Annotated in this window: 22 protein-coding genes; 4 read left to right on the top strand and 18 right to left on the bottom strand. The window is 60.8% G+C overall.

What is annotated here, in order from left to right:
- Window positions 1–23 precede the first annotated feature (23 nt).
- A complete protein-coding gene (locus M5B43_RS21835; RefSeq protein ID WP_248752022.1) occupies window positions 24–1,097 on the bottom strand; it encodes a fatty acid desaturase in 1,074 nt (357 codons plus the stop codon).
- A gap of 101 nt (window positions 1,098–1,198) precedes the next feature.
- On the opposite strand from M5B43_RS21835, the gene M5B43_RS21830 reads away from it, so the two are divergent.
- A complete protein-coding gene (locus M5B43_RS21830; protein ID WP_248752021.1) occupies window positions 1,199–2,203 on the top strand; it encodes an AraC family transcriptional regulator in 1,005 nt (334 codons plus the stop codon).
- Window positions 2,204–2,317: 114 nt separating this feature from the next.
- Here M5B43_RS21830 and M5B43_RS21825 read toward each other — a convergent pair whose 3' ends face one another.
- Window positions 2,318–2,683, bottom strand: a complete 366-nt coding sequence (locus M5B43_RS21825; RefSeq protein ID WP_248752020.1) for a response regulator — start codon at window positions 2,681–2,683, stop codon at window positions 2,318–2,320.
- Window positions 2,684–2,721: 38 nt separating this feature from the next.
- On the bottom strand, window positions 2,722–3,408 hold the full coding sequence (locus M5B43_RS21820; RefSeq protein WP_248752019.1) for a Crp/Fnr family transcriptional regulator: 687 nt from the start codon (window positions 3,406–3,408) through the stop codon (window positions 2,722–2,724).
- A gap of 83 nt (window positions 3,409–3,491) precedes the next feature.
- On the opposite strand from M5B43_RS21820, the gene M5B43_RS21815 reads away from it, so the two are divergent.
- Window positions 3,492–4,019 (top strand): Mpo1-like protein, encoded by a 528-nt coding sequence (locus tag M5B43_RS21815; protein WP_248752018.1) that lies wholly within the window; start codon window positions 3,492–3,494, stop codon window positions 4,017–4,019.
- A 53-nt stretch (window positions 4,020–4,072) separates the two neighbouring features.
- Here the strand turns inward: M5B43_RS21815 and M5B43_RS21810 are convergent, their stop codons facing one another.
- The 6 genes from M5B43_RS21810 to dibA form a co-directional block, all read right to left on the bottom strand.
- Complete coding sequence (locus M5B43_RS21810; protein WP_248752017.1) at window positions 4,073–5,053, bottom strand: sulfate ABC transporter ATP-binding protein; 981 nt, start codon at window positions 5,051–5,053, stop codon at window positions 4,073–4,075.
- A gap of 3 nt (window positions 5,054–5,056) precedes the next feature.
- Window positions 5,057–5,929: a sulfate ABC transporter permease subunit CysW gene (cysW, locus tag M5B43_RS21805; protein ID WP_248752016.1), complete on the bottom strand. Its 873-nt coding sequence runs from the start codon at window positions 5,927–5,929 to the stop codon at window positions 5,057–5,059.
- A gap of 13 nt (window positions 5,930–5,942) precedes the next feature.
- Window positions 5,943–6,761, bottom strand: coding sequence for a sulfate ABC transporter permease subunit CysT (gene cysT, locus M5B43_RS21800; protein WP_248752015.1), 819 nt, complete (start codon window positions 6,759–6,761; stop codon window positions 5,943–5,945).
- Window positions 6,762–6,841: 80 nt separating this feature from the next.
- Window positions 6,842–7,852: a sulfate ABC transporter substrate-binding protein gene (locus M5B43_RS21795; protein WP_248752014.1), complete on the bottom strand. Its 1,011-nt coding sequence runs from the start codon at window positions 7,850–7,852 to the stop codon at window positions 6,842–6,844.
- 63 nt (window positions 7,853–7,915) lie between these two features.
- Window positions 7,916–8,098, bottom strand: a complete 183-nt coding sequence (gene oscA / locus M5B43_RS21790) for a sulfur starvation response protein OscA (RefSeq protein WP_060755534.1) — start codon at window positions 8,096–8,098, stop codon at window positions 7,916–7,918.
- 280 nt (window positions 8,099–8,378) lie between these two features.
- Window positions 8,379–10,292: a phosphodiesterase DibA gene (dibA, locus tag M5B43_RS21785; protein WP_248752013.1), complete on the bottom strand. Its 1,914-nt coding sequence runs from the start codon at window positions 10,290–10,292 to the stop codon at window positions 8,379–8,381.
- Window positions 10,293–10,458: 166 nt separating this feature from the next.
- On the opposite strand from dibA, the gene desA reads away from it, so the two are divergent.
- Both desA and M5B43_RS21775 read left to right on the top strand, forming a co-directional pair.
- Window positions 10,459–11,643, top strand: coding sequence for a delta-9 fatty acid desaturase DesA (gene desA / locus M5B43_RS21780; protein ID WP_248752012.1), 1,185 nt, complete (start codon window positions 10,459–10,461; stop codon window positions 11,641–11,643).
- Between the two features lie 188 nt (window positions 11,644–11,831).
- The gene (locus M5B43_RS21775) at window positions 11,832–12,833 is read left to right on the top strand and encodes a sensor domain-containing diguanylate cyclase (protein ID WP_248752011.1); all 1,002 of its coding nucleotides are present in this window, start codon (window positions 11,832–11,834) and stop codon (window positions 12,831–12,833) included.
- 138 nt (window positions 12,834–12,971) lie between these two features.
- On the opposite strand, the gene M5B43_RS21770 is transcribed toward M5B43_RS21775, so the two are convergent.
- The 9 genes from M5B43_RS21770 to M5B43_RS21730 all read right to left on the bottom strand — a co-directional run bounded on the left by M5B43_RS21770 (window position 12,972) and on the right by M5B43_RS21730 (window position 20,195).
- On the bottom strand, window positions 12,972–14,180 hold the full coding sequence (locus M5B43_RS21770; protein WP_248752010.1) for an HDOD domain-containing protein: 1,209 nt from the start codon (window positions 14,178–14,180) through the stop codon (window positions 12,972–12,974).
- A 163-nt stretch (window positions 14,181–14,343) separates the two neighbouring features.
- Window positions 14,344–15,621, bottom strand: a complete 1,278-nt coding sequence (gene gabT / locus M5B43_RS21765) for a 4-aminobutyrate--2-oxoglutarate transaminase (RefSeq protein ID WP_248752009.1) — start codon at window positions 15,619–15,621, stop codon at window positions 14,344–14,346.
- Between the two features lie 182 nt (window positions 15,622–15,803).
- Window positions 15,804–17,246, bottom strand: coding sequence for an NADP-dependent succinate-semialdehyde dehydrogenase (gene gabD / locus M5B43_RS21760; protein ID WP_248752008.1), 1,443 nt, complete (start codon window positions 17,244–17,246; stop codon window positions 15,804–15,806).
- Between the two features lie 288 nt (window positions 17,247–17,534).
- Window positions 17,535–17,849: a RebB family R body protein gene (locus M5B43_RS21755; protein WP_248752007.1), complete on the bottom strand. Its 315-nt coding sequence runs from the start codon at window positions 17,847–17,849 to the stop codon at window positions 17,535–17,537.
- A gap of 50 nt (window positions 17,850–17,899) precedes the next feature.
- Entirely contained in the window at window positions 17,900–18,214 is a 315-nt protein-coding gene (locus tag M5B43_RS21750) for a RebB family R body protein (protein WP_248752006.1), read from the bottom strand.
- 83 nt (window positions 18,215–18,297) lie between these two features.
- On the bottom strand, window positions 18,298–18,621 hold the full coding sequence (locus M5B43_RS21745; protein ID WP_248752005.1) for a hypothetical protein: 324 nt from the start codon (window positions 18,619–18,621) through the stop codon (window positions 18,298–18,300).
- A gap of 40 nt (window positions 18,622–18,661) precedes the next feature.
- Window positions 18,662–19,288 carry a hypothetical protein gene (locus tag M5B43_RS21740; RefSeq protein WP_248752004.1) on the bottom strand — a complete coding sequence of 209 codons (627 nt, stop codon included), beginning with the start codon at window positions 19,286–19,288 and terminating at the stop codon, window positions 18,662–18,664.
- Between the two features lie 82 nt (window positions 19,289–19,370).
- On the bottom strand, window positions 19,371–19,949 hold the full coding sequence (locus tag M5B43_RS21735) for a hypothetical protein (RefSeq protein ID WP_248752003.1): 579 nt from the start codon (window positions 19,947–19,949) through the stop codon (window positions 19,371–19,373).
- Window positions 19,950–19,967: 18 nt separating this feature from the next.
- Window positions 19,968–20,195: a RebB family R body protein gene (locus M5B43_RS21730; RefSeq protein ID WP_003187543.1), complete on the bottom strand. Its 228-nt coding sequence runs from the start codon at window positions 20,193–20,195 to the stop codon at window positions 19,968–19,970.
- Window positions 20,196–20,297: the final 102 nt, after the last annotated feature.

Below are 20,297 nucleotides of genomic sequence, written 5' to 3'. Positions count from 1 at the left end.
TGTGGATTACCGGAAGGTAATCTTCACACCGGCGCAGCCTGGTTCACTTCAGACTGCGCCTGCTCCGCGCGTTCAAACCGATTGGCGCGGGCGAACGTGCCGAAATCATTGAAGCGCACGCCCATCTCAGCCATCACTTTGTGCGCCACCTTGGCGGTCATCTGGCGGATGTAGAAGGGTTCTTTGACCACGAAGTGATGAATGCCGTGGGTGCTGCCGAAATTGAAGCAGAACGCCTGCAACGGCCACAGCCACCAAGGGTTCAATACCTGGGTTTGCTGGATCACATTGCCCAGCTCCACATCGCCGTAGTAATGCATGTTGGAGCTGACAAAGTGCAGGCAAAACGTGCGCAACACGTTGGGGCCGATGATCACCACGGCGGCGATGTCGATCACCTGCATCATCTGCAAGGTGCCGGCTGACCATTCGATCGGCGCGCCCATCAAGCTGGCGATGCCGTTGGCGGCATGAAAGCCGAGAAACACATACCACGCGCCCCAGTGCAGCAACGCCAACGGTGCGTACACCAGCAGCGAGCGCTTGAGGATGCTGAGCTTGTGCTGCCAGGTCTTGGCGCGCAGCAGGCGGATGAACGCCGACATGAGGTTGTCCCCCACCATCAACAGGCGGGCGATGCCCCAGGGTTCGCCATTGGTAATCGCCCGTTCCTCCATGTCGGCCTCGGTGCCGGAAACCTTGTGGTGATTAAGGTGCAAATGCCGACGAATCCAGGGGTTGATGGTGCTCGGCCGCGCCAGCCACACCAGGCCCATCATCAGGTTGTGGGGCAGGCGCTGCTTGCGAAAGTACATGCTGTGGATCAGGTCGTGCTCCAGCTCGTGGGTCAACGAGGCCAGGAAGGCATTGAGTAACAGGCAGGCCCACCAGGCCAGGTGGCCGGTGATATAGAGCGCCGCCGAACCGAGCATGCCCAGCAAGGCAAAGGCCAGGATGCCCGCGCCCAGTGCGTCCTGCTGCAACAGCCAGGGGTGCCGCTGGCGCAATCGCGCGCCTTCGGCCAGGACCACCTCACGGATATGCGCTGAACACTGTTGTGCATTCATCTGCTGGGGGCTTGCAGAAATACCGTCCATGCTTCCATTCTCTTGTGGAGTGATGTGTACATCCTGCACCCGGCAATCTCGCAGGACGCTAGCCACAGACGCCAACCTGTTGACCCCAAGCGCCAATCGCCATGACCGAACCCACCTCCCTCGCCAGCTGGACCCGCGCTTTGCGCAAGCAGCTCGACGCCCTCGGCCTCGACAGCGCCGCACTGTGCGCCCAGGCCGGCCTCGACCCCCAGCAAATGGACGACCCCAACGCGCGCTACCCGCTGTCGGCGACCACGCGTTTGTGGGAGCTGGCAGTGCAGGCCAGCGGTGACCCGGCCATCGGGTTGCGGGTGTCGCGGTTTGTGAGCCCCACCACGTTTCACGCGCTGGGCTATGCACTGGTGGCCAGCGGCAGTTTGCGCGAGGTGTTCGAGCGTATCGTGCGCTATCACCAAGTGGTCAGCGATGCGTTGACGCTGGAGCTTAGTCGAGAAGGCGAACGCTACCGCTTTCGCCTGCTGCAACCGCCGGGCAGCCCGGCACCGGCGCTGGAAGCGATTGATGCGTTTGCGGCGATCTACGTGCGCACCTGCCGCAATCGCCTGGGCCGTGAGTACGCGCCGCTGGCGGTGCACCTGCGGCGACCTGCGCCTGCGGATCCAAAACCGTGGCACACGGTATTCCGTTCGCCGGTGTTTTTTGGCGCCGAGGAAGACCGCTTGGAGTTCGCCGCCCGGGACTTCGACAGCCATCTGGACGACGCCAACCCCGAACTGGCCGCACACAATGAAACCGTGCTCAAACGCACCCTCGCCCAACTGCAACCGCTGACCTGGGAGCGCAAGGTGCGCGCAGCCATCGAGGCGCAATTACCGGACGGCGAACCCAGCGCCGAGCGTATCGCCCAGACGCTGCACTTGAGCCTGCGCAGTTTGCAGCGGCATCTGGCCGATGAAGGCTGTCGGTTTGACGCGTTGCTCAATGAGTGTCGGGAGAACCTGGCATTGCTGCACTTGCGAGACCCGCAAAGCTCATTGGCAGAAATCAGTCATTTGCTCGGGTTCGCCGATACCAGCAGCTTCAATCGGGCGTTCAAGCGTTGGACGGGGATGACGCCGGGGCAGTTTCGCGATGGTTTGCGCTAGATAAATGTGGGGGGGTAGATGGCCTCATCGGGAGCGAGCCCCCTCCCACATTTTGATTTGTGAATACCACCCAATGTGGGAGGGGGCTTGCTCCCGATAGCGATATCCGAGGCACTACAGCCCGCGATCCCGGCGCAAAACCTTCCGCACCCGCGCCACCAACGCCTTGGCGTCGAACGGCTTGAGCAAGTAATCGTCCTCATGCAATTCCAACCCACGCAGCCGATCTTCAATCCCGCCCGGCGTGGTCAGAAACAACACCGGCGTCTGGCCCTTCTGCCGAATCGCCTGCTGCAACTTCCAGGCATTCAGGCCCGGCAGCATCACGTCCAGGATCACCAGGTCGTACTCTGCACTTTCAACCCAGCGCAACGCCGCCATGCCGTTGGCTGCGACTTCCACGCTGTAGCCCGCCTCGTTCAGGCCCTGGGCCATCCGCTGTGCTTCTTCGGATTCATGTTCCACTAACAGCACGCGCATAACACACCTCGATTAAACAGGCTTGCAGGCTAACACCCTCAGGTGTGCGCCGCCTCACGCAAGCGCTGGGCATCGAGGATTTCGATCTCGCCGTAGCCCAGGCGCACAATGCCTTGGGCTTGCAGGTCCTTGAGCAAGGCGTTGGTGGTCTGGCGCGACAGGCTCAACATCGCCGCCAGGTCTTCCTGAGGCAGTTGCAGCACCCGGCGCACGTGCTCGATATCGCCATAGCCCTCGGCGATCATCAGTAACCGATGAGCCACACGTATTGAAGCGGGCATCAGGCTCAGTTGTTCCAGGTTGATAAAACTCAGGCGCAGCTTATGGCTCATCAGCAGCGCCAAGTCGCGCCAATACTGCGGGGTGGTATCGAGGATGTTCAACAGCGCCTTTTGCGGCACCTGCAACAGCGTGCAGGGCCCGACGGCACAGGCATCGTGGGTGCGTGGCAGGCCGTCGAACAGGCAGATTTCACCGAACCAGTGGGGTAACTCCACCAGGCTCAGCACCGCTTCCTTGCCCTGTTCACTCACCGCACTGATGCGCAGGCTGCCTTCCAGCACCGCATACAAGCCACAGGGCGGGTCACCACGCTTGAACAGGTATTGCCCCGCCGTCAGCTGTCGCAGCTTGGCGTGGGCCAGCAGGCTATGCTGAAAAGGGCCGGGCAGGTGGCTGAACCAGTGACCGGTGGCCAGTTGCGGGCGCCATTTCTCTGCATCCATGAGAACTCCGAAGATTGTCGCCCAGCTGACAGTCAGGCACTGGCTGACGGGGCATGATCAAACATCCTACAGGAGGAACAACAATGAAAAGCCTCGTCGACCACCTCAGTCAATACGCCGCGTACCATCGCGACCCGCGCAATATCGCCAGCCACTTTATCGGTATCCCGCTGATTGTGGTCGCCGTGGCCGTGCTGCTGTCACGCCCCGAATGGACGGTCAGCGGGCTCTGGCTCTCGCCAGCGGTGGTGGTTGCGCTGTTTTCGGCGTGGTTCTACCTGCGCCTGGAACGGGCGCTGGGTGGGCTGATGACGGTGCTGATGGGGTTGTCGGTGTGGGCCGGGCATGTACTGGCGGCGCAGAGCACCATGGTGTGGCTCAGCAGCGGTATCGGCCTGTTTGTGGTGGGCTGGGTGATTCAGTTTGTCGGCCACTACTACGAGGGCCGCAAGCCTGCATTTGTGGATGATGTGTCGGGGCTGATCGTGGGGCCGCTGTTTGTGGTGGCGGAGTTGGCGTTTTTGCTCGGGTTGCGGCACGACCTGAAGCAGCAGATCGAAGAACGGTCGGGGCCGGTGGTGCGCCGCGATCTGAAACCCAGAGAAGTCTGAATGTGGGAGGGGGCTTGCCCCCTTCCCACAAGGGTTTTGCGCTGATTTTGGGCTTAGGCTTTTTGCCAGACCTTGGGTTTGAAGAACAACGTTTCACCTCGCGCCAGGCCGGTCAGGCTGTCGTGGTCTTTCACCACTTCGGCCTCGATCAGCTCGCTCTGGCCTTCGACCTTCAGGGTCACGCGTGTGGTAGCGCCCAGCGGGCGGATATCACGTACTTGCGCCGCATGGTGGTCTTCCAGTTCATGGCGCGACAGCGACACTTCATGGGGACGGAACAACACATGCTTGTCCTCGCCCAGGTGCAAGCGGTTGGAGTCACCGAGGAAGTGGTAGACGAAATCGCTGGCCGGGTTTTCATAGACTTCACCCGGTGAGCCGATCTGCTCGATCACACCTTTGTTCATCACTACGATTCGGTCGGCGACTTCCATGGCCTCTTCCTGGTCGTGGGTCACGAACACCGAGGTCAGGTTGATGTCTTCGTGCAGGCGCGCCAGCCAGCGGCGCAGTTCTTTACGCACCTTGGCGTCCAGGGCGCCGAACGGTTCGTCGAGCAGCAGTACCTTCGGTTCCACCGCCAGGGCGCGAGCCAGGGCGATACGCTGGCGCTGGCCACCGGAAAGCTGTTCCGGGTAGCGGTCAGACAGCCAATCGAGCTGCACCATGTTCAACAGCTCATGGACCTTCACCGCAATCTGGCTTTCACTCGGGCGCTGGTTTTTCGGCTTCATGCGCAGGCCGAAGGCGACGTTGTCGAACACGGTCATGTGGCGGAACAGCGCGTAGTGCTGGAACACAAAGCCGACGTTGCGATCACGCACATCGTGGCCGGAAACGTCTTCCCCGTGGAACACGATGCTGCCGGCATCCGGGGTTTCGAGGCCGGCGATGATACGCAGCAAAGTGGTCTTGCCACAGCCGGACGGGCCCAGCAACGCCACCAGCTCGCCACTCTGGATATCCAGGTTGATGCTGTCCAGGGCCTTGAAGGCGTTGAAGTTCTTGCTGACATTACGGACTTCGATCGACATGACTTATTCCTCACCGGCGCTTTTGCGCAGGCGGTTGATTCGGTTCTCGCTCCACTGCTTGAGCAGCAGGATGAAGAGCGCCAGGATCAGCAACAGGCTGGCCACCGCAAACGCGGCAACGTGGTTGTATTCGTTGTAGAGGATCTCCACGTGCAGCGGCAGGGTGTTGGTCACGCCGCGAATATGGCCGGAGACCACCGACACGGCGCCGAACTCACCCATGGCCCGCGCGGTACACAGCACCACGCCGTAGATCAGGCCCCATTTGATATTCGGCACGGTGACGTGCCAGAACATCTGCCAGCCATTGGCGCCGAGCAGGCGCGCAGCCTCTTCTTCCTGGGTGCCCTGCTCTTGCATCAGCGGGATCAGTTCACGGGCCACGAATGGCACGGTGACGAAGATGGTTGCCAGGACGATGCCGGGCAAGGCGAATACGATCTGGATGTCATGCGCCTGCAACCAGGGCCCAAAGAAACCCTGAGCACCAAACATCAGCACGTAGACCAGACCAGCGATGACCGGCGAAACCGAGAACGGCAGGTCGATCAGCGTGACCAGGATGCTCTTGCCACGGAACGAGTACTTGCTCACGCACCAGGCAGCGCTGACCCCGAACACCACGTTGAGCGGCACCGAAATCACCACGGCGATCACCGTGAGTTTGAGTGCCGACAGCGCATCCGGCTCGAGGATCGCGGTGAAGAACGCGCCCAGGCCATTCTTCAGGCCCTGGGACACCACGATAAACAGCGGCAGCAGCAGAAACAGGAAGAACACCAGCCAGCCAAGGCTGATCAGGATACGTCGCGACACCGCGCTGCCACGACGGGCAGCGTTGGCCGAGGACGCAGCGGAAATAGACGATTGGGACATGTTCCGCGCCTCCTTATGGGTGTTCGATGCGCCGCTGCAACAAGTTGATCAGCAGCAGCAGGACAAAGGAAACCACCAGCATCAGCACGCCAATGGACGTCGCCCCGTGGTAGTCGTACTGGTCGAGCTTGACCATGATCAGCAGCGGCAAGATCTCGGTTTTCATCGGCATGTTGCCGGCAATGAAAATCACTGAACCGTACTCACCCACGCCACGGGCAAAGGCCAGCGCGAAGCCGGTCAGCCAGGCGGGCAGCAATGCCGGCACGAGGATGTAGCGGAACACTTGCAGTGGCTTGGCGCCGAGACAAGCGGCGGCTTCTTCGATTTCCCGGGGGATATCAGCCAGTACCGGCTGCACCGTGCGCACCACGAAAGGCAGCGTGACGAAGGTCAGGGCCAGGGTGATACCCAAGGGGGTGTAGGCGATCTTGAAGCCCAGGTCGGCGGCAAACTGGCCGACCAGGCCGGTCGGCGTATACAACGCAGTCAGCGCGATACCGGCCACCGCGGTGGGCAGGGCAAACGGCAGGTCGATCATCGCGTCGATGATCTTGCGGCCCGGGAAGGTATAGCGCACCAGCACCCAGGCCAGCAGTGTGCCGATCACGCCATTGATCAACGCGGCGTACAGCGCCGTGCTGAAGCTCAGTTTCAACGCCGCCAGCACGCGCGGTGCGCTGATGATGTTCCAGAACTGATCCCAGGTGAGTTGAGCGGCGTGTACAAACATCGCCGCCAGCGGGATGAGTACGATCAGGCTGAGGTACACCACGGTGTAGCCCAGCGTCAGCCCGAAGCCGGGTATGACGGGGGAGATACGACGCGACATAAGAGTCCTTGGTTAACGGGTAAAAAACCCTGTAGAAGCTAGCCGGGCCTGGAAAAGCAGGCGCCTACAGGGAGTTCGGCTTACTGGGCCGTGTAAATCTGGTCGAACACGCCACCGTCGTTAAAGAATTTCGGTTGGGCCGTTTTCCAGCCGCCGAAATCTTTGTCGATCGTCACCAGGTCCAGTTTAGGGAACTGTTGGGCGTATTTGGCGGCGATTTTCTCATCGCGTGGGCGGTAGAAGTTCTTCGCCGCAATCTCCTGGCCAGCCGGGCTGTACAGGTGCTTGAGGTATTCAGTGGCGATCTCGGTATTGCCCTTTTTCTCAGCGTTCTTGTCGACCACGGCCACCGGCGGTTCGGCAAGGATCGACAGCGAAGGCACGACAATGTCGAACTTGTCGGCGCCGCCGTCTTCTTTCAACGCCAGAAACGCTTCGTTCTCCCAGGCCAGCAACACATCGCCCTGACCGTTGTTGACGAAGGTAATCGTGGAACCGCGTGCACCGGTATCGAGGATCGGCACATGCTTGAACAGTTCCTTGACGTATTCCTGGGCCTTAGCTTCGCTGCCACCGGTTTTCAGGCCGTAGGCCCAGGCGGCAAGGAAGTTCCAGCGTGCACCGCCGGACGTTTTCGGGTTGGGGGTGATCACCGACACGTCTTTCTTGATCAGGTCGCCCCAGTCCTTGATGCCCTTGGGGTTGCCCTTGCGCACCAGGAACACGATGGTCGAGGTGTAGGGCGTGCTGGCATCCGGCAGGCGGGTTTGCCAGTTTTCCGGAAGGGTCTTGCCCAGCTTGGCGATTTCGTCGATGTCACCGGCCAGGGCCAGGGTCACCACGTCGGCGCGCAGGCCGTCGATCACCGCCCGGCCCTGCTTGCCCGAGCCACCATGGGACTGCTGGATCTTGACGTTGTCGCCTGGGTGGGACTGCTTCCAGAAGTGGGTGAACTCAGCGTTGTAGTCCTGGTACAGCTCACGGGTCGGATCGTACGAGACGTTGAGCAACTCGTAGTCCTTGGCAACGGCGGAACCGGCAAACACGGCACTGGCCAGTGCGGCCAGGGCGTAACGGCGAATCGACGACATAGAAGGCTCCTGAAATGCTGGGGTGTGGGCTTTTTCTTATAAGGGGCGAATCGCCGTGACTGCTTAATTCGGTTTGTTACCCGGGTTCTGCAAACGGAATTTTTCCTTGCGTTCGATCTGTACCACTTGGGCGTTGTGCACCGTGATTTCCACCGCGCCAAACCGCAGATCGCGCAAGGCGCTCTGGATCTCACGCAAAATGGCTGCTTCGTCCTGGCCGTCGACGCTACGTAGAGATGCGCTCATGGTCTCGCTCCTGAAATGAATAGTGCCTCGCAGTGGCGGCACTGCTTGCGGCGTGAGGGCGATAGTAGATAAGCGCGGATATTCTTAAAAATACTATTTAAGAATGTTTATATAACCAGAAAGAATTTTCTGACGGGCCATGGAGTTGCGAGCGGAATTTGCATACAGACACTGAAATCATGTGGGAGGGGGCTTGCTCCCGATGGCGGTGGGTCAGCCAAGGTTTCTAACCTGATACACCGCTATCGGGAGCAAGCCCCCTCCCACAATTGAATGCATTTCAAGTTTGAATGGGGGGGGCTCGGGTCCAGTCGATATCGCCGGCCGGCATCGGCCGTCCAAACCAATACCCCTGCCCCATGTCACATTCCTGGTCCAGCAGGAAGCGCGCCTGCTCCACCTGCTCGATCCCTTCGGCATGCACCTGCATGCCCATGCTTTTCGCCAGGGCGATCACCACGCGCACGATGGCGGCGTCGTCTTCGTCCCACGGCAACCCGGCGACAAACCCTTGGTCGATCTTGAGCTTCTGCACCGGCAGGCGCTTGAGGCGCAACAGAGAAGAATAGCCGGTGCCGAAATCGTCTATCGCCAGGCGCAAGCCCAACTCGCGCAGGCGGTGCAGTTGCTCAAGGGCCACTTCAGGGTCTTCCATCACCGCGCTTTCGGTGACCTCCAACTCAAGGTACGCCGGGTCCAGGCCGGTGGCGTGCAGCACCTGCGCCACCTGCTCATACAACTCGCGCCGGGCGAACAAGCGGCTGGAGACATTGACCGCAATAAAGCTCAGCGGCGCACCGTCAGCCAGCCATTGGCACATCTGGCGGCACGCCTGGTCCATGACCCAAGCGTCGATGTCAGCAATCAGCCCGGTCCGCTCAGCGATGGGGATGAACTCACCCGGCGGCACCAAGCCACGTTCAGGATGTTGCCAGCGCACCAGGGCTTCGACGCCAACCAGGCGGCTGTCATGCAGGTCGTGCACAGGCTGGTAATAGACACGCAGCTCGTGCTGGTCGAGGGCACGACGCAGCTCGCTGGCGATTTCCACGCGATTTTGCGCATGGGCGGTCAACTCTTCGGTGTACAAGGCGTAGCCTTCGCGGCCCGCGCTCTTGGCCTTGAACAACGCAGAGTCAGCGTTACGCAGTAATTGTTCAGCGCTCAGGGCGTCGCTGGGAAACAGGCTGATGCCAATACTGGCGCTGATAAATAGCTGGTTGCCGTCAAAAATGAACGGTTCCTTCATGGCATTGAGCATGCGTTGCGCCAAGGCGGCCGCCTGCACCACCTGTGGACAACTTTCCGCCAGCACGGCGAACTCATCCCCACCCAGACGTGCCAGGGTCACTCCAGGCCCGAACAGGCCCCTGAGCCGTTCGGCCACTAACTTGAGCAATTGATCGCCGACGTTATGGCCAAGGCTGTCATTGATGATCTTGAAGTGGTCCAGGTCCATCAGCAGCAGGGCACAGCCACGCTTGTGCACTTGCGCCGAGGCCAGCGCCTGCTCGGCGCGGTCGGTGAACAGCAGGCGGTTGGGCAGGTCAGTCAGCGGGTCGTGATGAGCCAGGTGCGCCAATTCGTGTTCCGAGTCCTTGATTGCGCTGATATCGGAGAACACGGCGACGTAATGGCTGACATGCCCCAGGTCATCATGAATGACGCGGATGGTTTGCCACTGTGGATAAATTTCGCCGCTTTTGCGTCGGTTCCAGATTTCGCCGCTCCATTCGCCGCACTGTTCGAGGGTCTGGAACATCTGTTGGTAAAAATTCGACGAGTGGCGTCCGGATTTGAACAGGCTTGGCCGCTTGCCCATGACGTCTTCGCGCCGGTAGCCCGTGATCTCGATAAACGCTCGGTTGACGTGCACGATCAGCCCCTGGGTGTCGGTGACCAACACCCCTTCACGGGTGCAGTCGAACACGGCGGCCGCCTGGCGCAGGCGTTCGCGGTTTTCCTTCAAGGGTTGCTGCAACTGGTGGGCACGAGCAAAACGGGTGCATAGCAGGTAGATGGTCAGTGCGCTGAGGGCCACCCACACATAGCCGCGCATCTGCAACCAGCGCACTAATTCCTGCGGCTCATCGAGAAAGTTGATCAATAGCAGATGACTGAGCTGGAGCCACACAACGGAAACCAGCAGGTATACCAGCCCCACACGCAAGGCACCTCGGTACGAATACGGCATATGGTCAGTAATCCTTACCAAAAAAACAAAATCGCCCTACAAAGGCTGCGGATTATAGAATAAGAAACATCCGGTCACTCCTATCTGAAAGGGCGGCTGGTTTTCTCTGTAGGCTTAGTGATAATGCGTGAGCTGTTTTTTTCTTTATCTGAGGGCCATACAGCCTATGTGGTACAACGGTTTTCTTGACCTGTCAGCCTGGCAACTGGTGGCAGTCACGCTGTTGATGACCCACGTGACCATTGTTGGGGTCACCGTCTATCTGCACCGTTATTCAGCCCATCGCTCCCTGGAGCTCAATGCCGGCCTGAAACACTTCTTCCGCTTCTGGCTGTGGCTGACCACGGCACAGAACACCCGTGAGTGGACCGCCATCCACCGCAAGCACCACGCCAAATGCGAAACCGTCGACGACCCGCACAGCCCGGTGGTCAAAGGCTTGTCTACCGTTCTGCGCAAAGGCGCCGAGCTGTACCGCGCCGAGGCGGAAAACCCCGAGACCCTGCGCATCTACGGCAAGAACTGCCCGGACGACTGGATCGAACGCAAGCTCTACACGCCTTATCCACTGCTGGGCGTGGCGATCATGGGCGTGATCGACCTGCTGCTGTTCGGCACCATCGGCATCACCATCTGGGCGATCCAGATGATGTGGATTCCGTTCTGGGCCGCCGGTGTGATCAACGGCCTGGGCCATGCCGTGGGCTATCGCAACTTCGAATGCCGTGACGCCGCCACCAACCTGGTGCCGTGGGGCATCATCGTCGGCGGCGAAGAGCTGCACAACAACCACCATACCTACCCGAACTCGGCCAAGCTGTCGGTGAAGAAGTGGGAGTTCGACCTGGGTTGGGCCTGGATCAAAGTGTTCAGCTTCCTGCGCCTGGCCAAGGTGCAGCGCGTCGCCCCCATCGCCCACCGCGTCGAAGGCAAGGGCCACCTGGACATGGACACCGCCATGGCGATCCTCAACAACCGCTTCCAGATCATGGCCCAGTACCGCAAGTTGGTGATTGGCCCGCTGGTCAAGCAGGAGCTGGAGAAGGTCGATCATTCGGTGCGCCACCAGTTCCATCGCGCCAAACGCCTGCTGTCGCGGGAAACCAGCTTGCTGGATGACCGCCACCACGTGCGTATCCAGAGCATGCTGGAACACAGCCATGCGCTGACCGTGATCTATGAAAAGCGCCTGGCGTTGCAGCAGATCTGGCTCAAGACCAGTTCCAACGGCCACGATATGCTCGCCGCGATCAAGGAATGGGTACATGAGGCCGAGGCCAGTGGCATTCAGTCCCTGCGCGATTTCGCCCACCAACTGAAGACCTATTCGCTGCGCCCTGCGGCGGCCTGATGGAAGAGTGGGAGGGGCTGCCCTCCCACTCACTGGCTTTTTGGCGCCATTTTCCGGGCACCGTCAATCCATCACGATCACGGAACTTCACCGCAATTCCCCTCTCTCAAAGAACACTTCGCCATCATGGTGACCCCTTGTAGTGACCGCCGCTCCATCCTGCGGCGCGCCCAGAGAGAGTTGTTCCGATGGTTCACGAAACCCACTGCCTGCCCGATGTGCCCACTGCCGAACCGCCGCGTCCGGCTGCGGCGGCGACCCTGTTGGCACTGATGCATGCCCAGGGTGAAGTCGAGCGGCTCAGTGAACGTGAACAACTGCTCAGTTCACTGCTGGTCAGCGTGAATGCCGTGCTCTGGGCCATCGATTGGGAAACCCGCCGCGTGTTGTACGTGAGCCCGGCCTACGAGCGCATATTTGGCCGTTCAGCCGGCTTACTGCTGGCCGACCACCGGGAATGGCGCAACAGCATTCACCCCGAAGACTCCGACTACGCCGAGCACAGCCTGACCCGCGTGCTGGAGCAGGGTGCCGTGGAAGACCGCGAGTACCGCATCATCACCGCAGACGGGCAAATCCGCTGGCTCTGTGACAAGTGCTACATCAACCAGCAGGTGGTGCCCGGAGAACCGCTGACCGTGGTCGGTATCGCGGAGGACATCACCGAAAAAAAGTTGCTGGAGCTGGAACTGCACCGCCTCGCCACCACCGACGTGCTGACCCAGAGCAGCAACCGCCGACACTTCTTCGAATGCGCCAACCAAGCTTTCGACAACGCCTGCACCCAAGGCACACCGTTGGCGTTCCTGTTGCTGGACATCGATGATTTCAAGGACGTCAACGACACCTACGGCCATCTGGAGGGCGACCAGGTGCTGCGACGCATCGCCGAGTGTGGCCTTCGGGTGCTGCGTCGTGGCGACCTGTTCGGGCGCATTGGCGGCGAAGAATTCGCCGTCGTGCTGCCCGGTTGTGCGCCAGACATGGCCCTGCAGGTGGCCGAACGGCTGGGAAAGGAGATCCAGGCGCTGAGCTTCAACGCTGAAGGCCGGGATTTCACCGTGACCGTCAGCCAGGGGCTGGCCGGCCTGCGTGAAGACGACTCGACCCTGGACAGCCTGTTCGCCCGGGCCGATGCCGCGATGTATGAGGCCAAGCGCCTGGGTAAAAACCGCGTTATAGAGGGCTAAAACGCGGTCAACCATGTGGGAGGGGGCTTGCTCCCGATGGCGGAGTGTCAGTCGAGATGTTCATCAACTGGCACACTGCAATCGGGAGCAAGCCCCCTCCCACACAAGCGCCCTCCCATATTTGAAATTCATGACCTGCTAGTTTTTGCGCACCCGCGTCAGCTCCGACAGCCCGACTTTGAGCAACCGCGCAGTCTTGCTCCCGGCCAGGGCTTCCAGCCCTTCATGCTCAGTCAGCCGCGCCATTTGCGCCGCCAGGTTCACCACCAGCGCCTCCCGCGAATACACCCCGCCTTCGAGTGAGTAGGTCGCCGCGATCAATTGGCGCAGCTCCAGCGGCAAGCGCCAGCGCGTCCGTAACGCCGAACCGTAGGCCGCGCCAAAGGTATCGAGGGACTCGCCAATGGCTTCGTTATCCAATGCACCGCCGCCCAAGCGCCAATCTTCCAGGCAGCGCAACAAGGCCAAATCACCCAGCCGATGCAGAATACCGGCGCAGTAGCAGCGCTCGTGGTCCAGCTCCAGCATGCGCGCCAGGCGCCGGGCATAGTCGGCGGTGTCCTGGGACAACTGCCAGTGACGCTCGGCGTAGTCCACCAACGCAGGGTCGCCCAGCACTACATTGTGCTTGAGGGCCAGACCCAGGATGAGGTTCATGCTCTGCCCGGGCACCAACTTATGCAGCGCGGCCGACAGGGTTTGCACAGGCGTGCCATGGTGCCCGGCGCTGTTGGCCGCGGCGATCAGCACAGCGGTGATTTGCGGGTCCATGCGCACTTGCTCTTCCAGATGCTTGAGGTCCAGCCCTTGCGGCGCAAGGCTGTGCTGTACGGCGGCTTTTACGTCCACCCGTAACGGCGCACCATCGGCGACTTCGCGGCGACGCTCCAGGAACGCCGGCAAGGTCATTCCCGGCGCCAACGGGGGTATCTCGCAATACACACTTTCGCCTTCGTTAAGCAGCAGGTCTTGCAGGCGCTGGGTCAGCCCTTCCATGTTCAGCGGGCGCGTCAGATAGGCGGTGGGCGCCAGGGGCAAGGCTTCGCGCACGCTGGCGCTGTCATTGCGACTGCTCAGCAGAATAAACGGCAGCGCGGGGGTCCGTCGCTGCTGGCGCACATTGCGCAACAGGCTCAGGCCATCGACGCCCGGAAGCTCCCAGTCCGCCAAGATCAGATCGTAGGTTTTTTCGCGCAACAGCGTGGCAGCCTGCTGCCCATCCGCGCACACATCCAACCGTGCGTCACAACGCACATTCAGCAACACTTGCTTGAGCAGATCCCGCGACCAAGGGTCCGCCTCGGCAATCAACACTCGCGGCACAGCCGGTAAATCAACAGCAGTCATCCAGCACGCTCCATCGGCAATGCTGCACCTTAGACAAAGAAGCCGCCCGTGAGCAAAAAAAACCGCCTAAGCTGTTTTTTTGTTCACGGGCGGCTTCTTTGAGCGGCAAGTTTTAAGCTGCAAGCTGCAAGCGGTGCATCACTTGCAGCTTGTAGCTTGCCGCTTAAAGCTCTGCGAAGCAGTCTTCAATGATCGCCAAGCCTTTGTCCAACTGCTCGTCCGGCGAGGTCAGCGGCACCAGTACGCGCAACACGTTGCCGTAGGTACCGCAAGACAACAGGATCAGGCCCTTGTCACGCGCCTTGGCCACCACAGCGGCGACGGCTGCCGCATTGGGCTTGTGGCTGTCGCCCTCTTCGAACAGCTCGACCGCGATCATCGCGCCCAGGGCGCGTACGTCACCGATCACCGGGTACTTGGCCTGGATGGCCTTGAGGCCAGTGACCAGACGCTCTCCAACTGCCTTGCAGCGATCCAACAGGTGCTCTTCTTCAAACACTTCCATCACGGCCAAGGCCGCGGCGCAAGCGATCGGGCTACCGGCGTACGTGCCGCCCAGGCCGCCTGGGGCGATGGCGTCCATGTATTCAGCCTTGCCGCACACACCGGCCAGCGGGAAGCCGCCAGCGATGGATTTGGCGAAGGTGGTCAGGTCGGCGGCAACGCCCATCTGCTCCATGGCAAAGAAAGTACCGGTACGGCCGGCACCGGTTTGCACTTCGTCGGCGATCAGCAGGATGCCGTGCTTGTCGCACAGTTCGCGCAGGCGCTTCATGAAGGCTTTCGGCGCGACGTAGAAACCGCCTTCACCCTGTACCGGCTCGATGATGATGGCAGCGATATCACGCGGCTCGGCATCGTTCTTGAAGATGCGCTCGATGCTGGCGATGGCGTCGTCAACGCTCACGCCATGCAGTTCGTTAGGGTACAGCGCGCGGAAAATACCGCCTGGCATCAGGCCCATGCCGGCCGAGTACGGCACGACTTTACCGGTGAGGCCCAGGGTCATCATGGTACGACCGTGGTAAGCACCGGTGAACGCGATCACGCCGGCACGGCCAGTGGCGGCGCGGGCGATTTTCACGGCGTTCTCAACGGCTTCGGAACCGGTGGTGACCAGCAGGGTTTTCTTGGCGAAGTCGCCCGGCACCTTGGCGTTCACTTTTTCGCACAGCTCCACGTAAGGCTCGTAGGCCAGTACCTGGAAGCAAGTGTGGGTCAGCTTGTTCAGTTGCTCGGTCACGGCCGCGATGATTTTCGGGTGCACGTGGCCGGTGTTCAGCACGGCGATACCACCGGCGAAGTCGATGAACTCGCGACCTTCAACGTCGGTCACGGTGGCGTTCTTCGCGGATTCGGCGAAGATCGGGTGAATCTGGCCAACACCGCGCGGTACAGCGGCTTCACGGCGTTTCATCAGGGATGCGTTGGTCTTGCTCATAAAGTCCTCATTCGCCACTCATCGGGTGGCGCGGTCCAAGGAATACGTGGCGGGGAGGCAACTACGGCAGCATGCGATGATCGACTGCCACAGCTTTCCCGGCCACTACGAATAACGTCTTGAAACACGCAAAGGGTCAGCGCTCTCGTGCCCTTTGCGTTTGCAGCAATGCCTTGCCGGGCTTAGATGCCCAGGCAGAGGTATTTGATTTCCAGGTAATCCTCGATCCCGTATTTGGAGCCTTCACGGCCCAGGCCCGAAGCCTTGATACCGCCGAACGGCGCCACTTCGTTGGAGATCAACCCGGTGTTGACGCCGACCATGCCGTATTCCAGGGCTTCAGCCACACGGAACACACGGCCCAGGTCACGGGCATAGAAGTAGGACGCCAGGCCGAACTCGGTGTCGTTGGACATCGCGATCACTTCGGCTTCGTCCTTGAAACGGAACAGCGGCGCCAGCGGGCCGAAGGTTTCTTCCTTGGCCACGGCGGCGTTTTTCGGCACGTCGACCAGGATGGTCGGCTCGAAGAAGTTACCTTCCATCACCTTGCCACCGGCCAACAACTTGGCGCCTTTGCTCAGGGCATCGGCAATGTGTTCCTGAACCTTGGCCACGGCTTTTTCGTCGATCAGCGGGCCAGTGGTGGTGCCTTCTTCCAGACCGTTGCCGATCTTGAGTTTGGTCACGGCCACTTTGAGTTTTTCAGCGAACGCGTCGTACACCGAATCCTGGATGTACAGGCGGTTGGCACAGACGCAGGTCTGGCCGTTGTTGCGGTACTTGGAGATGATCGCGCCTTCGACGGCCTTATCCAGGTCGGCGTCGTCGAACACGATGAACGGCGCGTTGCCGCCCAGCTCCAGGGAGACTTTCTTGATGTCCTTGGCGCATTCGGCCATCAGCTGGCGACCGATTTCGGTCGAGCCAGTGAAGGACAATTTACGCACGATTGGGTTGCTGGTCAGCTCGCCGCCGATGTCGCCAGCGCTGCCGGTGACCACGCTCAACACGCCTTTAGGGATACCGGCGCGGTGCGCCAGCTCAACCAGAGCCAGGGCCGAGAACGGGGTTTGCGAAGCCGGCTTGATCACCATGGTGCAACCGGCGGCCAGGGCCGGGCCGGCTTTACGGGTGATCATCGCCGCCGGGAAGTTCCACGGCGTAATGGCTGCGGTCACGCCGATGGGCTGCTTGATCACGATCAGGCGCTTGTCGGGCTGGTGGCCAGGAATCACGTCGCCGTAGATGCGCTTGGCTTCTTCGGCAAACCACTCGATAAAGGAGGCGGCGTAGACAATTTCGCCCTTGGCTTCGGCCAGCGGCTTGCCTTGCTCGAGGGTCATCAGGCGACCCAGGTCGTCCTGGTTTTCGATCAACAGTTCGAACCAACGGCGCAGCTTGTTGGCGCGCTCCTTGGCGGTCAGTGCGCGCCAGGCCGGCAGGGCCTTGTCGGCGGCTTCGATGGCGCGGCGGGTTTCTGCGGCGCCCATCTTCGGCACGGTACCGAGAATTTCGCCCGTGGCCGGGTTGTTGACCTTGATGGTTTGACCGTTGTCCGCATCGACCCAAGCGCCATCGATAAAGGCTTGCTGGCGGAACAACTGGGTATCTTTGAGCTGCATGTCGGCTTTCCTTAACAGCACCGCGCGCACGCGGAGCGAATTAGAGTTGTTGAAAGGCGCCTTGTGGGCTGCCGTCAGGGAAATCAGCCCCAGCACGCGTGATTATTGAACGGCGCACGGGAGACAGAGCGTTTGAAATCTCAAACGAATCCTAGGATCAATGGGGGTACAGGGCAATAGTCTGTTCGAAAAAAAGAACGAAAACGGCGCATTTGCCCCATCTTTCGGATCAAACGACAACACCCCCGGCGCCTTGCGGGCGACGGGGGTGTCGGGGGCGGTTACGGCTTAAGCTTGGAACGATTTGAGGATGGTCAACAGGCTGGTCAGGTTGTCGGCCACGCCGCCTTGCGCAACTTTTTCGGTGGCCGCCGCGCCAGCGGTGGTGTCGACGCTGTAGATCTGCATCACGCCCTGGTTGGTGGCGGCCTGGGCCAGGGTATTTTGTTGCTGTTGGGCCGAGACCGAGTTCTGGAACAGGATCGCCGTGGCCTGGCCCATGGATTGGTAGATCGTGCTCATCGCCATCGCGGGCGATTCGGCAACGACCTTAACGTTAGTCTGGGTGACGGCGTCGGTGATTTGCGGGCTGACTGTGCTCATGGTTGGAACTCCTGGTTTGGGAAAGAACAACATCCGTTATCGCTCAGTGCTTAAGCCTGGAAGGACTTGAGCACGGTCAACAGGCTGGTGAGGTTATCCGACACGCCGCCCTGGGCGACTTTTTCGGTAGCCGCCGCGCCAGCCGTGGTATCGACGCTGTAGATCTGCATGACGCCCTGGTTGGTGGCCGCCTGGGCCAGGGTGTTTTGCTGCTGCTGGGCCGACACAGCGTTCTGGAACAGAATCGCCGTGGCCTGCGCCATCGATTGGTAGATGGTGCTCATCGCCATCGCTGGCGATTCGGCTACCACTTTGACGTTGGTCTGCGTGACCGCGTCGGTGATTTGCTCGTTGACAGTTGCCATGATCAATTTCCTTATTTAGTACACGGTGCATTCCGTGTTCATGAATGAACGTTGCGAAACAAGGGCTGTGAAGCGTGTGTCATTCAAGGTTTTGCAGCGGGGTCCAACGCCGCTTCAATCTGCGCGATCAAGGTTTGGATCAGCGCGTTCACTTCCTGGCGCTGTGCCTCCCGGTCCGGAACCGCACCTTCCAGCATTTGGCGTAGCGCCGCTTCACGCTGCTCGGCGGCGAGTTTTAACGCCTGCTCATTGGCCTTCGACTGCTCAAGCACCTGGGTGGCGCGCTTGAGGGTTTCGTCAACGATGGCTTGTGGCGTTCCGGCGAAGATCTGCGGGTTGCGCAGCATCGCTTCAAGCCGTTGGCGATCAGCAGCGGGCAGGACAGACGGGTTGGGTCGGGGAACCATTTCGATTTCCTCAGGCAGTACGTTGCCGGCGAAAGGGCCGCTAAAGCCGCACCTCGACGTTGTCTTGCCAGAAGCCGGCGAAGTAGAAATACGCCGAGGCATCACAGAACGTCGCCAGCTCTGCGGGCGTAATGGCGCTAGGTTGGTTACCGAAAATGGCCGGTGGTGGCGGCACCAGATTGGCCTCGTTATAGAGGTTGCCGACTTCATAGCAGTTGGCCGCGAACTGGGAACAGAACGAGCCGTTGCCAATCGCCACCGACTCATTGATGCGCTCTACCAGCGTGGTATCGGAGGTCCAGCGCCGAAAGGCTGAAATCATCGCGTTCCACACGCTGTAACGGCCACGGATATCGCCGCTGACTTTGTCGAAATAGAACTGCTTGGCCGCCAGGGCCGCCGCCTCGCCCAACTCACTGCTCACACAGGAGAACACCATCGCGGAACGCGGAGGCTTTTCAAGGCTGAGGTCGGTCAACGACAGCCCCTCACCCACGCTTTCAATCACCAGTGTGTCGCTCACTGCAATCGCCGGGTGAACCACATTCAGGTGCGTCGTATCCTGCGAAAACACCTTGGCCTTGACCAGTTGGCCTGCGCGAATGAACGCTCGCGTTGCGCTGTCTTCTTCTTGTTTCACCGAAAAAATAATATCTCCAGGCTGCATGATGTCGCTCCTCACTTAAGAAAAGTTGCGTTCAAGTTGCTGTTGCACCGCTCCAGAAGGCATCTGCAGCGCTGTGCTCGGTTCAGGCCGCGGGCGCAGCCCGGTTGGCCAAGGTGTCGGCGTACTTGGCGATGCTCTGGTCAATCTTGTCGATGGCCACGCTGGCCGCTTCGGCTTCCATCGCCCCGGCAGCGGCGGCCACGGCGGCAGCGGCACCCACCAGCAGGTCGGTGGCCAGCGCGCCCAATGCGTCCTCGGCGGCGGCAGGCAGCTTGTTGTTGACGATGTTCTCGGTCATTTGCTGGAGCAGCACGGCCTGGGCCGCCAGCGCGATCTTGCTGACGCCGTCGAAATACCCCGCCGCCGCCTGGGCCACCAGCCCCGCCGCCTGGCTGATCATCATGTCGGCCGGGACCGCAATCTGCGCCGGTGCATAGGCGAAGTTCTGCGCATTGGTGAACTGCACCGCCTGCACAATCTGGCTGTTGAGCGCCGCCGTGCTATCGGCCGACGGCGTGCTCACCTGGTTGAGCAGGTGCTCATTCATCCGCGCCATCACTGAGCGCGGGGCCGGGGCCGCAGGTGGTGGTGCGGGTGGGTCAGCTTCCGGGGCGGCTTGCGCGGAGGCGGGGGCGGGTTTCTTTCTACTGAACCACGACATAATCAATCTCCCCAGGGCTCAGCCCTTCTCGCCAATCTGCATGATCAGCGCGACGGCCTTGGAGATCACCGCATTGGAAATCTGGTTCATTGCCTGCTGACTGTTGACCGCGTTCTGCAACGACAGGCCCGCCGCGCTACTGGCCACCTGGTAAAGCGACGCGATGGCCTGGGCCGGCGCCTCTGCCACCACCTTGACGTTGGTTTGGGTTACCGCGTCGGTGATCTGACTGTTGACCTCTGTCATACATCTCTCCTTGATGGCATTTACCCAGGCATGGGCTTGGAAGGTGGCGGCGTGACGCGCTCATACAACTAGAACGCCCCACGCCAGGGTCTGTGAATGCGG

It is taken from the genome of Pseudomonas sp. MWU15-20650, from assembly GCF_023242475.1.
In the GTDB taxonomy this organism is placed as follows: Bacteria; Pseudomonadota; Gammaproteobacteria; order Pseudomonadales; family Pseudomonadaceae; genus Aquipseudomonas.
This window is presented reverse-complemented; position numbering and strand designations above follow the sequence as displayed.

Bases quoted from the DNA above. Each gene is read 5' to 3' on its own strand.
- M5B43_RS21750 (WP_248752006.1), bottom strand. From the start codon at position 18,214: ATGGCAACTGTCAACGAGCAAATCACCGACGCGGTCACGCAGACCAAC.
- cysW (WP_248752016.1), bottom strand. From the start codon at position 5,929: ATGTCCCAATCGTCTATTTCCGCTGCGTCCTCGGCCAACGCTGCCCGT.
- M5B43_RS21730 (WP_003187543.1), bottom strand. From the start codon at position 20,195: ATGACAGAGGTCAACAGTCAGATCACCGACGCGGTAACCCAAACCAAC.
- gabD (WP_248752008.1), bottom strand. From the start codon at position 17,246: ATGCAGCTCAAAGATACCCAGTTGTTCCGCCAGCAAGCCTTTATCGAT.
- desA (WP_248752012.1), top strand. From the start codon at position 10,459: ATGTGGTACAACGGTTTTCTTGACCTGTCAGCCTGGCAACTGGTGGCA.
- M5B43_RS21775 (WP_248752011.1), top strand. From the start codon at position 11,832: ATGGTTCACGAAACCCACTGCCTGCCCGATGTGCCCACTGCCGAACCG.
- M5B43_RS21755 (WP_248752007.1), bottom strand. From the start codon at position 17,849: ATGAGCACAGTCAGCCCGCAAATCACCGACGCCGTCACCCAGACTAAC.
- M5B43_RS21810 (WP_248752017.1), bottom strand. From the start codon at position 5,053: ATGTCGATCGAAGTCCGTAATGTCAGCAAGAACTTCAACGCCTTCAAG.
- M5B43_RS21820 (WP_248752019.1), bottom strand. From the start codon at position 3,408: ATGGATGCAGAGAAATGGCGCCCGCAACTGGCCACCGGTCACTGGTTC.
- M5B43_RS21835 (WP_248752022.1), bottom strand. From the start codon at position 1,097: ATGGACGGTATTTCTGCAAGCCCCCAGCAGATGAATGCACAACAGTGT.
- M5B43_RS21770 (WP_248752010.1), bottom strand. From the start codon at position 14,180: ATGACTGCTGTTGATTTACCGGCTGTGCCGCGAGTGTTGATTGCCGAG.
- oscA (WP_060755534.1), bottom strand. From the start codon at position 8,098: ATGAGCGCATCTCTACGTAGCGTCGACGGCCAGGACGAAGCAGCCATT.
- cysT (WP_248752015.1), bottom strand. From the start codon at position 6,761: ATGTCGCGTCGTATCTCCCCCGTCATACCCGGCTTCGGGCTGACGCTG.
- M5B43_RS21795 (WP_248752014.1), bottom strand. From the start codon at position 7,852: ATGTCGTCGATTCGCCGTTACGCCCTGGCCGCACTGGCCAGTGCCGTG.
- M5B43_RS21735 (WP_248752003.1), bottom strand. From the start codon at position 19,949: ATGTCGTGGTTCAGTAGAAAGAAACCCGCCCCCGCCTCCGCGCAAGCC.
- gabT (WP_248752009.1), bottom strand. From the start codon at position 15,621: ATGAGCAAGACCAACGCATCCCTGATGAAACGCCGTGAAGCCGCTGTA.
- M5B43_RS21740 (WP_248752004.1), bottom strand. From the start codon at position 19,288: ATGCAGCCTGGAGATATTATTTTTTCGGTGAAACAAGAAGAAGACAGC.
- dibA (WP_248752013.1), bottom strand. From the start codon at position 10,292: ATGCCGTATTCGTACCGAGGTGCCTTGCGTGTGGGGCTGGTATACCTG.
- M5B43_RS21825 (WP_248752020.1), bottom strand. From the start codon at position 2,683: ATGCGCGTGCTGTTAGTGGAACATGAATCCGAAGAAGCACAGCGGATG.
- M5B43_RS21745 (WP_248752005.1), bottom strand. From the start codon at position 18,621: ATGGTTCCCCGACCCAACCCGTCTGTCCTGCCCGCTGCTGATCGCCAA.
- M5B43_RS21830 (WP_248752021.1), top strand. From the start codon at position 1,199: ATGACCGAACCCACCTCCCTCGCCAGCTGGACCCGCGCTTTGCGCAAG.
- M5B43_RS21815 (WP_248752018.1), top strand. From the start codon at position 3,492: ATGAAAAGCCTCGTCGACCACCTCAGTCAATACGCCGCGTACCATCGC.